The organism is Pseudomonas cavernae (genome assembly GCF_003595175.1).
Classification (GTDB): Bacteria; Pseudomonadota; Gammaproteobacteria; order Pseudomonadales; family Pseudomonadaceae; genus Aquipseudomonas; species Aquipseudomonas cavernae.
The window spans coordinates 825,287-841,724 of sequence record NZ_CP032419.1; the positions used below are offsets into that span (position 1 = coordinate 825,287).

General features: G+C 67.2%; 14 protein-coding genes. 8 read left to right on the plus strand and 6 right to left on the minus strand.

Annotated features, from left to right (window positions below):
- Window positions 1-125: 125 nt before the first annotated feature.
- From D3880_RS03840 to D3880_RS03870, 6 genes are all read right to left on the minus strand, one after another.
- Window positions 126-2,018 (minus strand): ABCB family ABC transporter ATP-binding protein/permease, encoded by a 1,893-nt coding sequence (locus D3880_RS03840; RefSeq protein WP_119892204.1) that lies wholly within the window; start codon window positions 2,016-2,018, stop codon window positions 126-128.
- Between the two features lie 532 nt (window positions 2,019-2,550).
- The gene (locus D3880_RS03845) at window positions 2,551-2,910 is read right to left on the minus strand and encodes a cupin domain-containing protein (RefSeq protein ID WP_119892205.1); all 360 of its coding nucleotides are present in this window, start codon (window positions 2,908-2,910) and stop codon (window positions 2,551-2,553) included.
- 247 nt (window positions 2,911-3,157) lie between these two features.
- Window positions 3,158-4,648: an aldehyde dehydrogenase gene (locus D3880_RS03855; RefSeq protein ID WP_119892207.1), complete on the minus strand. Its 1,491-nt coding sequence runs from the start codon at window positions 4,646-4,648 to the stop codon at window positions 3,158-3,160.
- 25 nt (window positions 4,649-4,673) lie between these two features.
- The gene (locus D3880_RS03860; RefSeq protein ID WP_119892208.1) at window positions 4,674-5,432 is read right to left on the minus strand and encodes a gamma-glutamyl-gamma-aminobutyrate hydrolase family protein; all 759 of its coding nucleotides are present in this window, start codon (window positions 5,430-5,432) and stop codon (window positions 4,674-4,676) included.
- 139 nt (window positions 5,433-5,571) lie between these two features.
- Window positions 5,572-6,885, minus strand: a complete 1,314-nt coding sequence (locus tag D3880_RS03865) for an NAD(P)/FAD-dependent oxidoreductase (protein ID WP_119892209.1) — start codon at window positions 6,883-6,885, stop codon at window positions 5,572-5,574.
- A gap of 100 nt (window positions 6,886-6,985) precedes the next feature.
- Complete coding sequence (locus D3880_RS03870; RefSeq protein ID WP_119892210.1) at window positions 6,986-8,350, minus strand: glutamine synthetase family protein; 1,365 nt, start codon at window positions 8,348-8,350, stop codon at window positions 6,986-6,988.
- Between the two features lie 552 nt (window positions 8,351-8,902).
- Between D3880_RS03870 and D3880_RS03875 the strand changes: the two genes are divergently transcribed.
- The 8 genes from D3880_RS03875 to D3880_RS03905 all read left to right on the plus strand — a co-directional run bounded on the left by D3880_RS03875 (window position 8,903) and on the right by D3880_RS03905 (window position 16,423).
- Window positions 8,903-9,370 carry an Lrp/AsnC family transcriptional regulator gene (locus D3880_RS03875; RefSeq protein WP_119892211.1) on the plus strand — a complete coding sequence of 156 codons (468 nt, stop codon included), beginning with the start codon at window positions 8,903-8,905 and terminating at the stop codon, window positions 9,368-9,370.
- 386 nt (window positions 9,371-9,756) lie between these two features.
- Window positions 9,757-11,190: an APC family permease gene (locus D3880_RS03880; protein ID WP_119892212.1), complete on the plus strand. Its 1,434-nt coding sequence runs from the start codon at window positions 9,757-9,759 to the stop codon at window positions 11,188-11,190.
- A 32-nt stretch (window positions 11,191-11,222) separates the two neighbouring features.
- A complete protein-coding gene (locus tag D3880_RS03885) occupies window positions 11,223-12,062 on the plus strand; it encodes a polysaccharide deacetylase family protein (RefSeq protein WP_119892213.1) in 840 nt (279 codons plus the stop codon).
- Window positions 12,059-13,111 carry a C45 family autoproteolytic acyltransferase/hydrolase gene (locus D3880_RS03890; RefSeq protein ID WP_218567591.1) on the plus strand — a complete coding sequence of 351 codons (1,053 nt, stop codon included), beginning with the start codon at window positions 12,059-12,061 and terminating at the stop codon, window positions 13,109-13,111. The genes D3880_RS03885 and D3880_RS03890 overlap by 4 nt, the downstream gene beginning before the upstream one ends.
- Before the next feature lie 30 nt (window positions 13,112-13,141).
- Window positions 13,142-13,558 (plus strand): VOC family protein, encoded by a 417-nt coding sequence (locus tag D3880_RS22905; protein WP_218567592.1) that lies wholly within the window; start codon window positions 13,142-13,144, stop codon window positions 13,556-13,558.
- A 25-nt stretch (window positions 13,559-13,583) separates the two neighbouring features.
- Window positions 13,584-14,399, plus strand: coding sequence for an SDR family NAD(P)-dependent oxidoreductase (locus D3880_RS03895; RefSeq protein ID WP_119892214.1), 816 nt, complete (start codon window positions 13,584-13,586; stop codon window positions 14,397-14,399).
- A gap of 33 nt (window positions 14,400-14,432) precedes the next feature.
- Window positions 14,433-15,464 carry an aromatic ring-hydroxylating oxygenase subunit alpha gene (locus D3880_RS03900; RefSeq protein WP_119892215.1) on the plus strand — a complete coding sequence of 344 codons (1,032 nt, stop codon included), beginning with the start codon at window positions 14,433-14,435 and terminating at the stop codon, window positions 15,462-15,464.
- Window positions 15,461-16,423: a PDR/VanB family oxidoreductase gene (locus tag D3880_RS03905; RefSeq protein WP_218567593.1), complete on the plus strand. Its 963-nt coding sequence runs from the start codon at window positions 15,461-15,463 to the stop codon at window positions 16,421-16,423. Before D3880_RS03900 ends, D3880_RS03905 begins: the two co-directional genes overlap by 4 nt.
- The last annotated feature ends 15 nt before the right edge of the window (window positions 16,424-16,438 follow it).

Here is a 16,438-nt window from a genome sequence, read left to right on the forward strand (position 1 = left end):
CTGGGACATAGCCTGAAAAAGCCGGGGCGATTCAGACTCTAGCTCGCGAGATTGTAAACAGGCTCTCAGCCTCAGCCTCAGCCTCAGCCTCAGCCTGGCGGCGCGCGCCATGAGCGGCGGCACGCTTACCCGGGCTGTTCAGGCCGCGGCGATTCGGCGGCAGGCTCCTGCTGTTGCAGCCGCCACATCTGCGCGTAGCTGCCGCCGGCCGCCAGCAACTCGCGGTGGCTGCCGCTTTCGATGATGCGGCCGGCGTCCAGCACCAGGATGCGGTCGGCAGCCATCACCGTGGACAGCCGATGGGCGATCACCAATGTGGTGCGGCCGACCTGGATGCGCTCGAGCGCGGCCTGGATGGCCTTCTCCGACTTGGAGTCGAGCGCCGAGGTGGCCTCGTCGAAGATCAGGATCGCCGGGTTCTTCAGCAGGGCGCGGGCGATCGCCACGCGCTGCTTCTCGCCGCCGGACAGCTTGAGGCCGCGCTCGCCGACCTCGGTCTCGTAGCCATCCGGCAGGCGCAGGATGAACTCGTGGATATGCGCGGCGCGCGCGGCGGCCTCGATCTCCTCGCGGCTGGCCTCGGGGCGGCCGTAGCGGATGTTGTAGTAGATGCTGTCGTTGAACAGCACGGTGTCCTGCGGAACTATGGCGATGGCGCCGCGCACCGAGGCCTGGGTCAGCTCGCGCAGATCCTGGCCGTCGATGCGGATGTGCCCGCCGTCGACGTCGTAGAAGCGGTACAGCAGGCGCGCCAGGGTCGACTTGCCCGAGCCCGAATGGCCGACCACCGCCACGGTGCCGCCGGGCGGGATCTCGAAATCCACCCCATGCAGGATCTCCCGGCGCGGGTCGTAGCCGAAGTGCACGTTGTCGAAGCGCACCCGCGGCCGGCTGGTCACCAGCGGCTTGGCGTCCGGCGCGTCCTGCACGTCCTGGCGTTGATCGAGCAGGCCGAACAGCCGCTCCATATTGGTCAGCGCCTGTTTCACCTCGCGGTACATCATGCCCAGCACGAACAGCGGCGCCGACAGTTGCAGCAGGTAGGCGTTGACCAGCACCAGGTCGCCGATGGTCAGCTCGCCGCTCACCACGCCGGCGGCGGCCCGCCACATCATGGCCGTGACGCCGAGGGCGACCACTGCGGTCTGGCCGAGATTGAGCAGCGCCAGCGACTTGGTCGCCTTGACCCGGGCGTTCTCCAGGTGGCGCAGATTCTCGTCGTAGCGCGCCGCCTCGTGCGCCTCGTTGTTGAAGTACTTGACCGTCTCGTAGTTGAGCAGCGAGTCCACCGCGCGTTCGTTGGCGCGAGTATCGGCCTCCACCGCGGCGCGGTAGAAGCGCGTGCGCCACTCAGTCACGGCCAGGGTCCACAGGCCGTAGGCCAGCAGGGTGCCCAGGGTGATGAAGGCGAAGCCCCAGTCGTAGGCCCAGACCAGCACCACGGTCACCAGCAGCACCTCGAGCAGGGTCGGCACTATGGTGTAGAGCGTCCAGTCCAGCAGCTCGGAGATCGCGCTGCCGCCGCGCTCGACGTCGCGGGCCACACCGCCGGTACGGCGGCCGAGGTGGAACTTCAGGCTCAGGCCGTGCAGATGGCGGAACACCTGCAGGGTGATCTGCCGCGAGGCGCGCGCCATGACGCGGGCGAACACCACCTGGCGCAGTTCGCTGAACAGGGTGACGCCGATGCGCGAGGCGCCGTAGGCGAGCAGCAGGCCGACCGGCAGCATCAGCAGGCTGGGCGCGACATTCAGCCCATCGACTATCTGTTTGAGGGCGACCGGGACGTACAGGTTGACCAGCTTGGCGGCGAAGATCAGCGCCAGCGCCAGCGCGATGCGCCCGGCGTAGGGGCGCAGATAGGGCAGCAACGCGGCGACCACCGCGAAGTCGCCACGGGCGCTGGCCGCGCGTGCGACCGGCGCGGCGCCGGCTTCCTGGTCCTCGGCGGCGCCGGCTGGCGCATCGTCGGCGGAGCGGGCGGGCTGCGGCGCCGACTTATCGTCGAGCGCAGTCATCTGGCCACCTGTCCAGTTGGGCGAGCACGGAGCGGATACGCTAGAGCACCTGGCCGGCCGCTTTGTGCCTGGTAGCGCGCCCCGGCGATGGGCTCTGCGCTAAACCTCGACGTATTCATCGTTGCTCTCTGTTGGGAAAGGCACCCTTGAACGAGATCGGCCAGATGCAGCCGTATAAGCCCGTTCTATACCGAGGCTAGCCGAAGATGGTGCTGGCGGGGTTGCTGGGGCGACCGTCGTCCATGACTAGGGTCTGTTGACGTTTCGTCACGGCCGCGACGGAGCCTGTTTTTGCGCGGGGCTAGGCGCGAGACGCAAAGTTTGGTCGTTCCCAATGAGCGTCGAGCAACGACGCGCCGCGCAAAAACAGGCCCGTCCCTGCGGGTTGCGCGGCAAATGGCGCCATGCGTCGTTGCGGGACTTGGCAAGGGAACGACCATTCCCTGCGTCCCGCGCCTAGCCTGGCGCCATTTGGCGCGGCAACGCGGTTCGCGACGAAACGTCAACAGACCCTAGTGTGTCCAGAAAATTTCTAATTCTGTTCGAACATTACATAGACCTTGCGGCAGTTTTCTAGGACCTCCCAGATGCCGGAAAACCCTGCCGGAATGACAAATCGATCACCGGCGTGAACGACTTTCACATGGCCGCTGCCGTCATAAATCAAGGCGGAGCCGCTGAGTATTTCGCAGTATTCGTGCTCGGAGTAGGACACTTTCCAGCGCCCGGCTCCGCTCTCCCATACCCCCGCATTGAACTGTCCGCAGCTGCTGGCGTAATGGTTTTGAATGGTCTGTTTGGGGCTGCCGCTAAGCAGCCTTTCGGGCTTGGGCTGGCAAGGTTCGGCAGCGGTTTGTTGTTGGGAGAAGTCGATGATGCGGGTTACGGACATGGCGTTTCTCTGGGTTGTCGGTTAGCGGCTGTTGAAAAAAACGTAGGCGAGGCAGCCGAGACAAGGCAAAAACGGCCGAAAAAGCGCAGTTTACGTGCGGTAAATGAGCATTTTGAGGCCGTTTTTAACGCCGTATCGGCAACGCAGGTAGTTTTTCAACAGCCGGTCAGCGGGCGTGCCCCGGGGCGGCACGCCGATTCAACTGGTTGCGATTGTTCCGAGGCTTCGAGCGTGACGGGTGCGGGCGTCAGAGCTTGATCCAGGTGGCCTTCAGTTCGGTGTACTTGTCGAACGCATGCAGCGACTTGTCGCGGCCGTTGCCCGACTGCTTGAAGCCGCCGAACGGCGCGGTCATGTCGCCGCCGTCGTACTGGTTGATCCACACGCTGCCGGCGCGCAGCGCCTTGGCGGTCAGGTGGGCCTTGGACAGGTTGCTGGTCCACACCGCCGCGGCCAGGCCGAAGGGGCTGTCGTTGGCGATGCGCACGGCTTCCTCGGCGTCCTCGAAGGTGATCACCGACAGCACCGGGCCGAAGATTTCCTCGCGGGCGATGCGCATGGCGTTGCTGACGCCGTCGAAGATGGTCGGCTCGACATACACGCCGCCGGTCTCCTCCAGGGTGCGCCTGCCGCCGGCCACCAGCTTGGCGCCATCGGCGTGGCCGGCCTCGATGTAGGACAGCACGGTGTTCAGCTGCTGGCTGTCGACCAGCGCGCCGACGTTGGTTTGCGGGTCCAGCGGATTGCCCGGCTTCCAGCCCTTCAGCGCCTCGATCACCATGGGCAGGAACTGCGCCTTGATCGAGCGCTCGACCAGCAGGCGCGAACCGGCGGTGCACACCTCGCCCTGGTTGAAGGCGATGGCGCTGGCGGCGGCCTCGGCGGCGGCTTTCAGGTCCGGGGCGTCGGCGAACACGATGTTTGGGCTCTTGCCGCCGGCTTCCAGCCACACGCGCTTCATGTTCGACTCGCCGGCGTAGACCATCAGCTGTTTGGCGATCTTGGTCGAGCCGGTGAACACCAGGCAGTCGACGTCCATGTGCAGCGCCAGCGCCTTGCCGACGGTGTGGCCGTAGCCGGGCAGGACGTTGAACACGCCCTTGGGAATCCCGGCCTCGGTGGCCAGCTGGGCGATGCGGATGGCGGTCAGCGGCGATTTTTCCGACGGCTTGAGGATCACCGAGTTGCCGCTGGCCAGCGCCGGACCGAGCTTCCAGCAGCTCATCAGCAGCGGGAAGTTCCACGGCACGATGGCGGCGACCACGCCGATCGCCTCGCGGGTCACCAAGCCCAGCTCGTCGTGCGGAGTGGCGGCCACTTCGTCGTAGATCTTGTCGATCGCCTCGCCGCTCCAGCGGATGGCGCGGGCGGCGCCGGGCACATCGACACTCAAAGCGTCAGCAATGGGTTTGCCCATGTCCAGGGTTTCCAGCAGGGCCAGTTCCTCGCCGTGCTGCTCGATCAGCTCGGCGAAGCGGATCATCACGGCCTTGCGCTTGACCGGCGCCAGGCGTGACCAGACGCCGGATTCGAAGGTCTTGCGCGCATCCTGCACCGCCAGTTCGGCGTCGGCGAGGTCGCAGCTGGCCACCAGGCCGAGCCGGCAGCCGTCGACCGGACTGATGCACTCGAAGGTGGCGCCGGACACCGCCGCGCGATAGGCGCCGTGAATAAAGGCGCGGCCTTCGATGGTTAGGGCCTGGGCTTTGGCTTGCCAGTCGGCGAGGGAAAGGGTCATGTACTTGCTCCGGTAATGGGCTGGGTTAGGCGCAACGCTGCGCGGCGCGCTGGCGGCAGGCGGCGCCGAAGGCCTGGAAAATCGCCAGGTAGTCGGGGTGGTTGCGCACCTGCCACTCGGGGTGGAATTGCACGCCGAGGGCGAAGGCCTGAGCATCGATCACCGACACGGCTTCGATCAGCCCGTCCGGGGCCAGAGCCTCGACGCGCAGGCCCTCGGCCAGGCGGTCGATGCCCTGGCCATGGATCGAGTTGACCTGTATCTGGGCGGCCAGGCCCATGGCCTCGAGCAGGCCGCCGGGCTGCACCAGCAGCGCCTGGCGTGCGGCGTACTGCACCTCCAGCGGCTGCTCGGCGGGCTCGCGGTGATCGGCATAGCGGCCGACCTCGTGCACGCACTGGTGCAGGCTGCCGCCCAGCGCCACGTTGAGTTCCTGGAAGCCGCGGCAGATCGCCAACAGCGGCACACCGGCGCGCAGCGCCGCCTCGATCAGCGGCAGGTTGCTGGCGTCGCGGGCCGGGTCGTGCAGGGTGCCGGGGGCACTGGGCCGGCCCTGGTAATGCTGGGGTTCGACATTCGACGGCGAGCCGGTGAGCAGCAGGCCGTCGACGCTAGCGAGCAGGGTCGGAATGTCGATCAGCTCGGCCAGGGCCGGCACCACCAGCGGCAGGGCGCCGGCGCCCTGGACCACGGCCCTGACGTACTTGTCGCCGACGATATGGAAGGGGTGCAGGCCCAGCTGTTTGCTGCAGGCGCTGACCGCCACGATGGGGACGCAGGACATCGTTTACCTCATGCGGGTTGCCGGGCCTGCTCGGCCCGGCGTGGCTGTGTAGCCCGTAGGGTGGAGGTCGCTTTGCACATCCACCGGCTCTGGTGGAAAACGCTGCGCGGTTTTCCACCCTACGGCGATCGGTCAGTGCTCAGCGCAGCTTTTCGAGCAGCTGGTAGTACCACATGCCGGCCGCCAGCATCGGGTTGCCGAAGATGTCGCCCAGCGGCACCTTGATGTGCTTGCAGGCGGCGAAGGTATCGAAGCGGGCGAGGCTGCCGGTGATCGCCTCGGCCATGATCTCGCCCATGATGTGGCTGGTGGCCACGCCGTGCCCCGAATAGCCCTGGCAGTACCAGACGTGGTCCGACAGCTTGCCGAGCTGGGGGATGCGGTTCATCACTATGCCCATGGCGCAGCTCCACTGGAACTCGATGTCCACGCCCTTGAGCTGCGGGAAGGTGCGTTCGATGCAGGGGCGCAGTTCGGCGGCGATGTCCCGTGAGTCGCGCCCGGAATAGTTGGCGCCGCCGCCGAACAGCAGGCGGCCGTCGGCGGTCATGCGGTAGTAGTCGAGGACGAAACGGCAGTCGTAGACGGCCAGGTCCTGCGGGTTGAGCTGCTTGGCCAGGTCGCCCAGCGGCGCGGTGGTGACGATGCCGCCCATGGCCGGGAAGATCAGGCCCTTGAGCTGGCGCGCTTCGAGCTTGTGGTAGACGTCGCCGGCCAGCAGCACTTGCCTGGCGTTGATCCGGCCCTGCGCGGTGATCACCGCCGGGCGCGGCCCGTGGACGATGTCCAGCACCTCGGAGTGTTCGAAGATCAGTGCGCCCAGGCTTTCTGCCGCGCGCGCCTCGCCGATGCACAGGTTGAGCGGGTGCAGGTGCAGGTTGCGGGTGTTCTTCAGCGCGCCCAGGTACTGGTCGCTGGCCAGGTGGGCGCGGACCCCGGCGCGGTCGAGCAGGCTCACGCTGTCGCCCAGGCCGCGGCGCTGGGCCTCGTCATGGAAGCTGCGCAGCTCGTGCAGATGGGCGGGCTTCATCGCCGCGTGCAGATGGCCGTGCTTGAGGTCGCAGGCGATGCCGTACTTGGCGACTCGCGACTCGATGATTTCCTGGCCGCGCCAGCGCAGGCGCCAGATGAAGTCGTCCACCTCCGCGCCGAGCGACTTGCGCATCTGTTTGCGCATCGCCTCGTCGCCGGACAGGCTGCTGGTGACCTGGCCGCCGTTGCGGCCGCTGGCGCCCCAGCCGATCTTGTGGGTCTCGATCAGGGCGACCTTGAGGCCGCGCTCGGCCAGTTCCACGGCACTGGCCACGCCGGTGAAACCGCCACCGATGATGGCGACGTCGACGCTGACTTCACCCTGCAGGGCGGGGTAGTCGGTCTCATGCTTGAGGGTCGCGCTGTAGTAGGACGGCGCCCGCTCGGCGGCGGGGATGACGGGGTTCAGTGCAGCAGTCATAGCGGCTGTTCCTCTATACCTAGGGTGGAAAACCGCGAAGCGTTTTCCACCGAAAATCAGGCGAATCGGTGGACAAGCAGAGCGTTGTCCACCCTACGAATCACGTTTGAGTGAGATACCAGCGCCAGTCCTGCTCGCCGACTTCGGCCATGAATTGACGGTATTCAGCCTGCTTGACCGCCAGATAGACGCCGAGGAACTCGGGGCCGAAGGCCTCGCGGGCCCAGTTCGAGCGTTCGAGGGCGCTCAGCGAGCTGAGCCAGTCGGTGGGCAGCAGGGTGGTGGCCTGGGCGTAGCCGTTGCCTTCCACCGGCGCACCGGGATCGAGGCGTTCGCGGATGCCGCGATGGCTGGCCGCGAGGATGGCCGCCGCAGCCAGGTAGGGGTTGGCGTCGGCGCCGCAGATGCGATGCTCCACATGCCGGGTGTTGGCCGGGCCGCCCGGCACGCGCAGGCTCACGGTGCGGTTGTCGACGCCCCAGGTCGGCGCCAGCGGCGCGTAGCTGTTGGCCTGGAAGCGCCGGTAGGAGTTGGCGTTGGGGCAGAACAGCAGCAGCGAGTCCAGCAGCGATTCGAGCATGCCGCCCACCGCCTGGCGCAGCAGCGGCGTGCCGGCCTTGTCCTCGCTGGCGAACAGGTTGGCGCCGCTCTCGTCGGCCAGGCTGACGTGCATGTGCATGCCGGTGCCGGCGAGGTCGTCGAAGGGCTTGGCCATGAAGCAGGCGCGCATGCCGTGGGCATGGGCAATGCCCTTGACCAGGCGCTTGTAGCGCACCGCCTGATCCATGGCTTGCAGCGCGGGACCGTGCTCCAGGGTGATTTCCACCTGGCCGGGGGCGTATTCGGAAATCGCCGTGCGCGCCGGAATGCCCTGGGCCTTGCAGGCGGCGTAGAGGTCGGCGAGGAACGGCTCGAGCTGCTCCAGCTCGCGCAGGCCATAGACCTGGGTCTGCCGCGGCCGGCCGCCATCGGCGTCCAGCGCCGGCTGCGGCCGACCGTTGGCATCGTTGCGGGCATCGAGCAGGTAGAACTCCAGCTCGCAGGCCATCACCGGGTGGTAGCCAGCGGCCGCGAGCGCGTCGATGACCTTGATCAGTACATGGCGCGGGTCGGCGATGGTCGCCGGCAGTCCTTCGCTCGGGTGCATGCTGACCTGCACGGCGGCGGTCGGCACCTTGCGCCACGGCAGGCGCACCAGGCTGCCGGCCAGCGGGTAGGCGCGGCAGTCGATATCGCCGACGTCCCAGACCAGCCCGCTGTTTTCCACATCGTCGCCGCCGAGGGTCAGGCCGAGGATGGTGCTGGGCAGCGGCCGGCCGCTCTGGTAGACGGCCAGCAGCTCATCACGATGCAGCAGCTTGCCGCGTGGCACGCCGTTGGCGTCGAGGATGAACAGCTCGAACAGCTCGATATCGGGGTTGTTTGCCAGAAATGCCTGGGCTTCGGTTTCGGGGGCGAAGTGCATGGGGATCTCGTCAGCGCGATGGGCGCGCACAGGGTTCGGCCGTCAGGCGAGGCTGAACGGTTCAAGGATCGCAAGAGCGGTAGTGGTTTACGCGGATCAGGCGGCGACTAGGCGGGGAGGGCGCGCGTGGCGGCAATGCCACAGCGCCCAGAACGCGAGGATCAGGTTCGGCGCAGGGTCAAGCCGAGCGGCCTCGACGCCGGCGCGCGACCAGTGGCTGGCGGCGAAGGGCGTGGGTCGGAGAGGCGGTCGGGAGGCGGTCATGGGCAAGGCTTTGATTGTTGTTTGCGTAAAATGTACGGGGTATTTTTTGCGCAATCAACAAAAAAAGACACTATACTTTGCGCATAGTTAATAAATTTTCTGTAACTGATGCGCGTTATGCGTTTCGCTCATATGGAGCCCTGCCGGCTCTGCCGCGGCAGGGATTCGCGGCCGGCCCCTGATAACCCACCCCTGAATCTGCTAGCCTTTGAGCCGCTTTTAACCCAGGGGTTGTCCGCCGTCTGCAGAGCCGCGCAACCCTGCGTCACCCCATTGGAAGCCTTGAACATGTCTATTTCGACCCTCGATCCACTGGACTTCGAAATCGTCCGCGAGCTGCAGGAAGACGGCCGCCGTGCGTTCCGCGAAGTCGCGCGCAACCTCTCGGTTCCGGAGGCCACCATCCGCACGCGGGTCAAGCGCCTGCAAGACCAGGGCATCGTGCAGATCCTGGCGTTCACCAACCCGTCCAAGCTGGGGCATGCCAAGCTGGCGCTGCTGTTCGTCAACGTGGCGCCGCAGGATCACGACCGGGCGGTCGATACCCTGGGCCGCTGGCCGGAGGTCAGCTACCTGTCGACCACCATGGGCACCGCGGATATCTGCGTGCAGGTGCTGTGCCGCGACGACGATAGCCTGTGGGCGCTGCAGCAACGGGTGCGCAGCCTGCCTGGCATTCGCGACGTGAGGACGCTGCAGGAGGTGAAGGTGCACAAGATCCGTTTCACCATTCCGCCGGCCGACTCCGAAGGCTGATCACCGGGCGTCCTTTTCCCTTTCTGGCGGCGTCGCCCGCCTTCCTGCTCCCCCTGCCGTCGCGCCCACCACGGTGGCAGGGTGTCTGCTGCGCAATGCGCAGGCATAAAAATAAATAGCTGCGCAATGCGCATCTGGCTGAGGCATTTGCCCGGCTTCCTTCCTCCTTCCCGTCTGCCTTAAACCCTCAGAAAGCCCGCTAGAGCGGGCGCTAGCGCCTGGGCGCGGCCTCGCGTCGGCCATGCGCTGAGGTTGGTGTTTGCGTAATTTTAAGCGTTTTAAATTGCGCAATGCGCATCAATAGAAAATAAAAATATACGCATGCGCAAAAAACTGTCTTAGGATCTGCTCATCGAGACCCACTACAAAACCACAAGATGAGGGCGATGCAGATGCACCAGGCCAATCCCGGCACCGAGCCGACCGCGGTACTCGCTAAAACCATTCGCTGGTGGGACGGGGTGGCCATCACCCTCAGCCTGCCCGCGGCCCTGTTCGTCGGCCTCGGCTATTCGATCGGCGCGATCGGGGCCTGGGCGGCCATCGCCCTGTGGGCCGTGATCGCAGGCGTCGCCGTGCTGCATAACTGGCTGTATTCGGAAATGGGCGCCATGTTTGGCGAGAAGTCCGGCGGCATCGCGCTCTACGCCAACGAGGCCTGGAGCAAACGTTTTCCCAGCCTGGGTCCGCTGGCCACCTACGCCTACTGGTTCGCCTGGGCCACCGCCCCGGCGATCTGGGGCCTGGCGGTGGCGCAGATCCTTTCCGAGCAGTTCTGGCCGCACGTTACCTTCAGCTACAACCTGGGGCCGATCCAGTTGGGCCTGCCGCAGTTCATCGCCCTCGGCGTGGCGCTGATTTCCTGGGCGCTGAGCATGATCCAACTGCGCTTCACCATGGTGATCCTCACCGTGGCCGGCGTGCTGCTGATGATTCCGGTGCTGATCTTCGGCACCAGCTTCCTCACCGCCGATGCCTGGAGCACCGGCAGCTTCACCTGGCGCACCGGTGAGGGTGTCGTGGGCCTGCGCACCGTCCTCGCCTGGCTGTTCATCATGGCCTGGTCGGCCTATGCGGTGGAGGCCGCGGCTTCCTTTATTCCCGAGTTCCGCGACACCGTGGCCGATACCCGCAAGGCGCTGCGCATCTCCGCGCTGATCCTGCTGCTGGTGTTCACCCTGACCCCGCTGGGCCTGGCCGGTCTGCTCGGCGAGCAAGTGCTGGCGGACAAGCCCTACGGCTTCCTGCAGGCGGGCGCCGAAGTGCTGTTGGGCGGTGGCGCGGCGCTGATCACCCTGGTGCTGATCGCCGGCATCCTGGTGCTCTCGGTGATGGGCACCGCCGATGCCGGCCGGGCGCTGTACCAGAGCTCGCGTGACGGCCTCACCGTGCGCCAGTTCGGCACCCTCAACCGCGCCGGCGTGCCGGCCCGGGCGGTGACCGTGCAGCTGTTGATCAACATCCTGCTGGTGCTGCTGGTCGGCAACCCGCTGGCGGTCATCGTCGCCGGCAACGTCGGCTACATCCTCGCCCACCTGCTGGCGGTGTCCGGCTACGTGGTGCTGCGCTGGGATCGTCCGGACGCCCCGCGGCCGATTCGCCTGTCGCGCAACTGGGTCGGCATCGCCATCGCCCTGGCGCTGTTCGACGCGCTGATCCTGGTGGTCGGCATGACCAGCGCTGCCATCACCGGTTATGGCGGCCTCAAGGAAGTCCTGATCGCCGTGGCCGTGCTGACCATCTCCCAGGCGCTCTACTGGCTCAGACGCCTGCAGGATCGCGAGGACGCCGAGTCCCGCGTCGTGCACAAAGCCCCGTAACCGCTAGCAAACCCCGAAGAGGAGTGCGCCTGATGCGTGCAGATAACAACCCCCGGCTGCAGTGGCCGAACAAGAGACCGGTCGCCGTTTCGCTGACCTTCGATGTGGATGCCGAGGCCGGTTTGCTGGGCGACAGCCCGAGCTTCGCGCGGCGCCTGACCAGCCTGTCCGAGGGCCGCTTCGGCGTGACCCGCGGCGTGCCGCGGATCCTTGAGCTGCTGCGTCGGCACAAGATCCCGGCGACCTTCTTCGTGCCCGGCTACACCGCCCAGCAGCACCCGCACCTGGTGGAAATGCTGCTCAAGGAAGGCCACGAGATCGGTCACCACGGCCACATGCACCTGCGCAGCGACAAGGTCAGCGCCGAGCAGCAGAGCGAGGAGATGCAACTGGGCCTGGAGGCCCTGGCCAAGGCCGGCGCGCCGAAGCCGGCCGGCTACCGCTCGTCGTCCTGGGAGCTGACCCCGGAGACCTTCGAGCTGGTGCTGGCCAACGGCTTCGCCTACGACTCCAGCTGCATGGGCGACGACCGTCCCTACTACGAGCAGTGGAACGGCGCCTCGATCCTGGAAATCCCGGTGCACTGGTCGCTGGACGACTGGCCGATGTTCGGCTGGAGCATCGACAACGGCGGCAACTTCACCGCACCGCGCGCGCTGTTCGACAGCTGGCTGGCGGAGTACGAGTCGGCGCGCCGCGACGGCCGCCACACCAGCTTCACCATGCACCCGGAAGTGATCGGCCGCGCCGCGCGCTTCGAGCAACTGGAGCGTCTGGTCGAGCGCATGGTCGGCGACGGCGACGTGTGGTTCGCCCGTCTCGACGAGGTGGCCAAGCAGGTGGCCCCGCAACTGCAACAGGTGGCCAAATGAGCATCGTGTTCCGCTCCAGCGTCTGCGCGCCGCGCGAACGCGGCCGCGAATTCGGCGATGCTCACGCCCGCCAGATCGCCGCGACGGTGAACAACTACCGCGGCCTGTTCGAGCGCGTCGCCACCCGCAGCTACGACCTGCGCGCCCTCGGCGCCCAGGCGCTGCAACAGATTGCCGCCTTCGCCGCGCCGCTTCACGAGGAAATTCTCGGCATCGCCGAGGGCGCGGGGATCGACGCCGAGTATATCGGCGCGATCAATGCCCGCACCGAGATCCTCGCCTACCTCGGCGCACAACTGCGGGGCGAGTGTTCCACGGTGGTCCAGGCCAACCCGTTCGGCGCGCCGGTGACGGCGCAGACCTGGGACTGGTATGCCGAGTTCGCCGACACCTGGCTGACTTGGGAGATTCCCCATGCCGATGGCCGTCTGACCACCACCGTCACCGAGTTCGGCATAGTCGGCAAGCCGGGAGTGAACAACCGCGGTCTCGGTACCCACTTCAACATCCTTCACCACCAGCGCGACGGCGAGCACATCGGCGTGCCGGTGCATGTGCTGTCGCGCTGGATCCTCGACAGCTGCAGCGACATCAATCAGGCGATCCTGCTGTGCCATGACGCCGGGGTCTCTGCCTCCAGCGTGCTGACCCTGGTGGCGGCGGTGGACGGCGCCAGCGCTGCGGTCTCGGTGGAGCTGCACCCGGGCGGCCCGGCACTGGTGTTCCCGGACGACAACGGCCTGCTGATCCACACCAACCACTTCCTTGCTGAAGCGGTGCGGCCGTTCGACACCGAGCCTGCGGCCTATCCGGACACCCTGGTGCGCTACGACCTGTTGCGCCGGCGCCTGGCCGGGCGTACCGGGCTCAAGGCGCATGATCTGCTCACGGCACTGAACAGCCATCTGGGCAGCACCGGTGCACTGTGCTGCCATCCGGCGGCGGGTCTTCCGCAAACCGGCCAGTACGCGACCCTCGCCAGCATCACCCTCGACGTGGTCGGCGGCACCCTGCAGGCCCTGCCGGGCGGCCCCTGCCGCCACCTCTAACCCCACGACAACCAGAACGGAGCCATACCCATGCTCAAGCTCAAACGCCTCGACAACATGGACATCCTCACCAACAACGTGCAGCGCCTGGTGGACTTCTACCACGGCACCCTCGGACTGGGCTTCTTCCTGCCCTACGAGGCCGAGGAGCGCTGGGCCGCCATCGAAATGGGCAACGTCACCCTGTACATCTTCCACACCAACGACAGCACGCCGGTCGAGCGGCGCACCGCAGTGAACCTGGAAGACAAGCCAGGCTTCGACTCCTTCGCCTTCGAGGTGGAGAACCTCGATGCAGCCATCGCCTACCTCGACGGCAAGGTCGAGTGGGTCACCGCCGAGCCCATCGAGTGGCAGCACCCCAACGGCACCCACTACCGCTACCGCCCGATGTTCGACCCGGACGGCAACATGTTCTACGTCACCGAGCCGCACAAGACCGTCTGACCCCTCCCACTCCCGGAGAAACACCATGACCGTTTCAACCCAAGGGGCCCTGGCTACCCAGGCGCCCGAGGCAGTGCTCGCCCTTGCGCCGGACGCCAACCGGCTGAAAGGCCGCGTCGCCCTGATCACCGGTGCCGGCCGTGGCGCCGGCCGCGCCCATGCGCGCCTGCTGGCGGCCCGTGGCGCGGCGGTGGCGGTCGTCGATATCGATGAAGACGTCGCCCGCGCCACCTCCGCGGAAATCGCCGAGGCCGGCGGTCGTGCCATCGCCCTGGCCGCCGACATCACCGACCGCGCGCTGGCCGAGCGCTGCGTGGCGCAGGTCGCCGAGCAGCTCGGCGGCCTCGACATCCTGGTGCACAACGCCGGGCTGATCTATTCGATGACCGGCCTGGAGCAGACCGACGACGCCAACTTCGACCGCCTGCTGGCGATCAACGTGCACGCGCCGCTGTACCTGACCCGCGCGGCCCTGCCGCACCTGCGCCAGAGCCGTGCGCCACGGGTGATCTTCATCAACTCGCAGTGGGGCCAGGTGCCGGACGGCCATTCCTACGGCTACATGGTCAGCAAGGCCGCGCAGCTCGGCCTGATGAAGACCCTGGCCAAGGAGTTCGTCGGCGAAGGCATCCTGGTCAACGCCATCACCCCCGGCGCCATCCTCACCCGCATGGTGCCGGACCAGTACATCGAGCCCGAGAAAGCCAACATTCCCCTGGGCCGCCTGGTGCACCCGGAGGAGATCGCCGCCGCCGTCGCCTTCCTCGCCTCCGACGAGGCCGCGTTCATCGCCGGCCAGGCCATCCCCGTCAACGGCGGCGCGCTGCTGGTCGGCATCTAAGACAACAAGAAAGAATCCTGTGAGGAACAAGCCATGACTACTCAAGTTACCCAGCGCCAGCGCGCTGAACAGGCCATGCGCCGCCAATGGTTCCCGGTCGCCCGCTCGATGGATCTCGACAAGCCGCAGTCGGCCACCCTGCTCGGCGAGAAGCTGGTGGTGTACCGCACCGAATCCGGTCAGGCCGTGGTGCAAGCGGCGCGCTGCCCGCACCGGGGCGCCGACCTGTCCCTGGGGGAAGTGCACGGCGAAAACATCGCCTGCCCCTACCATGCCTGGCAGTTCTCCGCGCAGACCGGCAAGTGCAGCCACGTTCCCTCCCTCGAAGATCAGTGCAAGATCCCCCCAGGCGCCGCCATCCGCACCTACGCCTGCCAGGAGCGTTACGGGCATGTCTGGACGGCCCTGGAAGAGCCGCTGTTCGAGCTGTATGACCTGGCCGAATGGCGCGAGTTGAACCTCGAGTGGCTGGCCGCCGAGCCGCTGGATTCCCCCACGGGCGTGGCGGTGGCCATCGAGAACTTCGGTGACGTGGCGCACTTCGCCTACATCCATCGCGGCATGATGGGCCATGTGAACCCGACCGTTGAGCCGCTCAACGTGCGCCGCGACGGCCTGGACATCTGGATGGACCGGCCGCTGCAGTCCTGCGAGGGCGAGTGGGCCAGCGACGGCGACTGCATGATGGGCTACCACATCGTCGCGCCGGGGCTGGTCGCCATCACCTACGACTACGAGCGCCTGGGCAAGCGCGTGGTGGCGGGCTTCCCGTGCCCGGTGGCCTACGACCACGTGAAGATTTTCTGGGCCGTGGCCAACGACCGCGACTACAAGGGCGGTGACCTGCAGGAATGCCTGCGTGTCGAAGAGCTGCTCTACCTCGAGGATCTGCCGGTGGCTGCCACCATCACCCCGCGCGAGATCGACTGGGACGCGACGGTCGTCGAACACTCGGTGCCTTCCGACCTCTACACCCTCAACTACCGTCGTGCCTTCCGCGAGTTCATCGAGCGCGCCCACCAGCTGCCGGTACGCCTGGTTGACGAGCAGAGGGCGTCGTCGTGAGCGTCCTGGCTGCCCAGTTCGAGGTACAGATCACTGGCATGCGGCTGGAAGCCGAAGGCGTGATCTCCCTCGAGCTGCAGGCCAGCGACGCTGCGCCGCTGCCGGAGTGGAGCCCGGGGGCGCATATCGACCTGCTGCTGCCCTCCGGCCTGGTGCGCCAGTACTCGCTGTGCGGCGATCCGTTGGATCGCCAGCGCCTGCGCATCGGCGTGCTGCTGGAAAGCAAGGGCCGCGGCGGCTCGCAGGAAGTGCACGGCAGCCTGCGGGTCGGCCAGAAACTGGCGATCCGCGGCCCGCGCAACGCCTTTGCCCTGCAGGCCGGCGGGCCTTACCTGTTCGTCGCCGGCGGCATCGGCATCACCCCGATCCTGGCCATGGCCCGGGCGGCGCAACGCGCCGGCGCCGAGTGGCAACTGCTGTACGGCGGCCGCTCGCGGCGCTCCATGGCCTTTATCCCGGAGCTGCAAGCGCTGGGCGAGGGGCGGGTGGAAATTCTCCCGGCCGACGAGGTCGGCCTGCTCGATCTGGACGCGGTGTTGGCCGCGGCTGCCGCAGGGCAGCAGGTCTACAGTTGCGGCCCGGCGCCGCTGCTCGATGCCCTGAGCGCGCGCTTCGCCGCAGCCGGTCTGAGCGAGCGCCTGCACCTGGAGCGTTTCGCCCCGGCGGCGCCGGCGCCCGGCGCGGCGACGGGAGAAACCCTGAAGGTGATCCTCGCGCGCAGCGGTGCCGAGGTCGAAGTGCCGGCCGATTGCTCGATCATGGCCGCCCTGCGCGCCGCCGGGCACCAGGTCGCCTCGTCCTGCGAGCAGGGTATCTGCGGCATGTGCGAGACGCGGGTGCTGGACGGCGTGCCGGATCACCGCGACTCGCTGTTGACCGAAGGCGAGCGGGCGCGCGGCAACGTGATGATGCTCTGCGTCTCGCGCGCCCTGACCCCGACCCTGACCCTCGACCTGTAACCGGTTCCCCGGCTG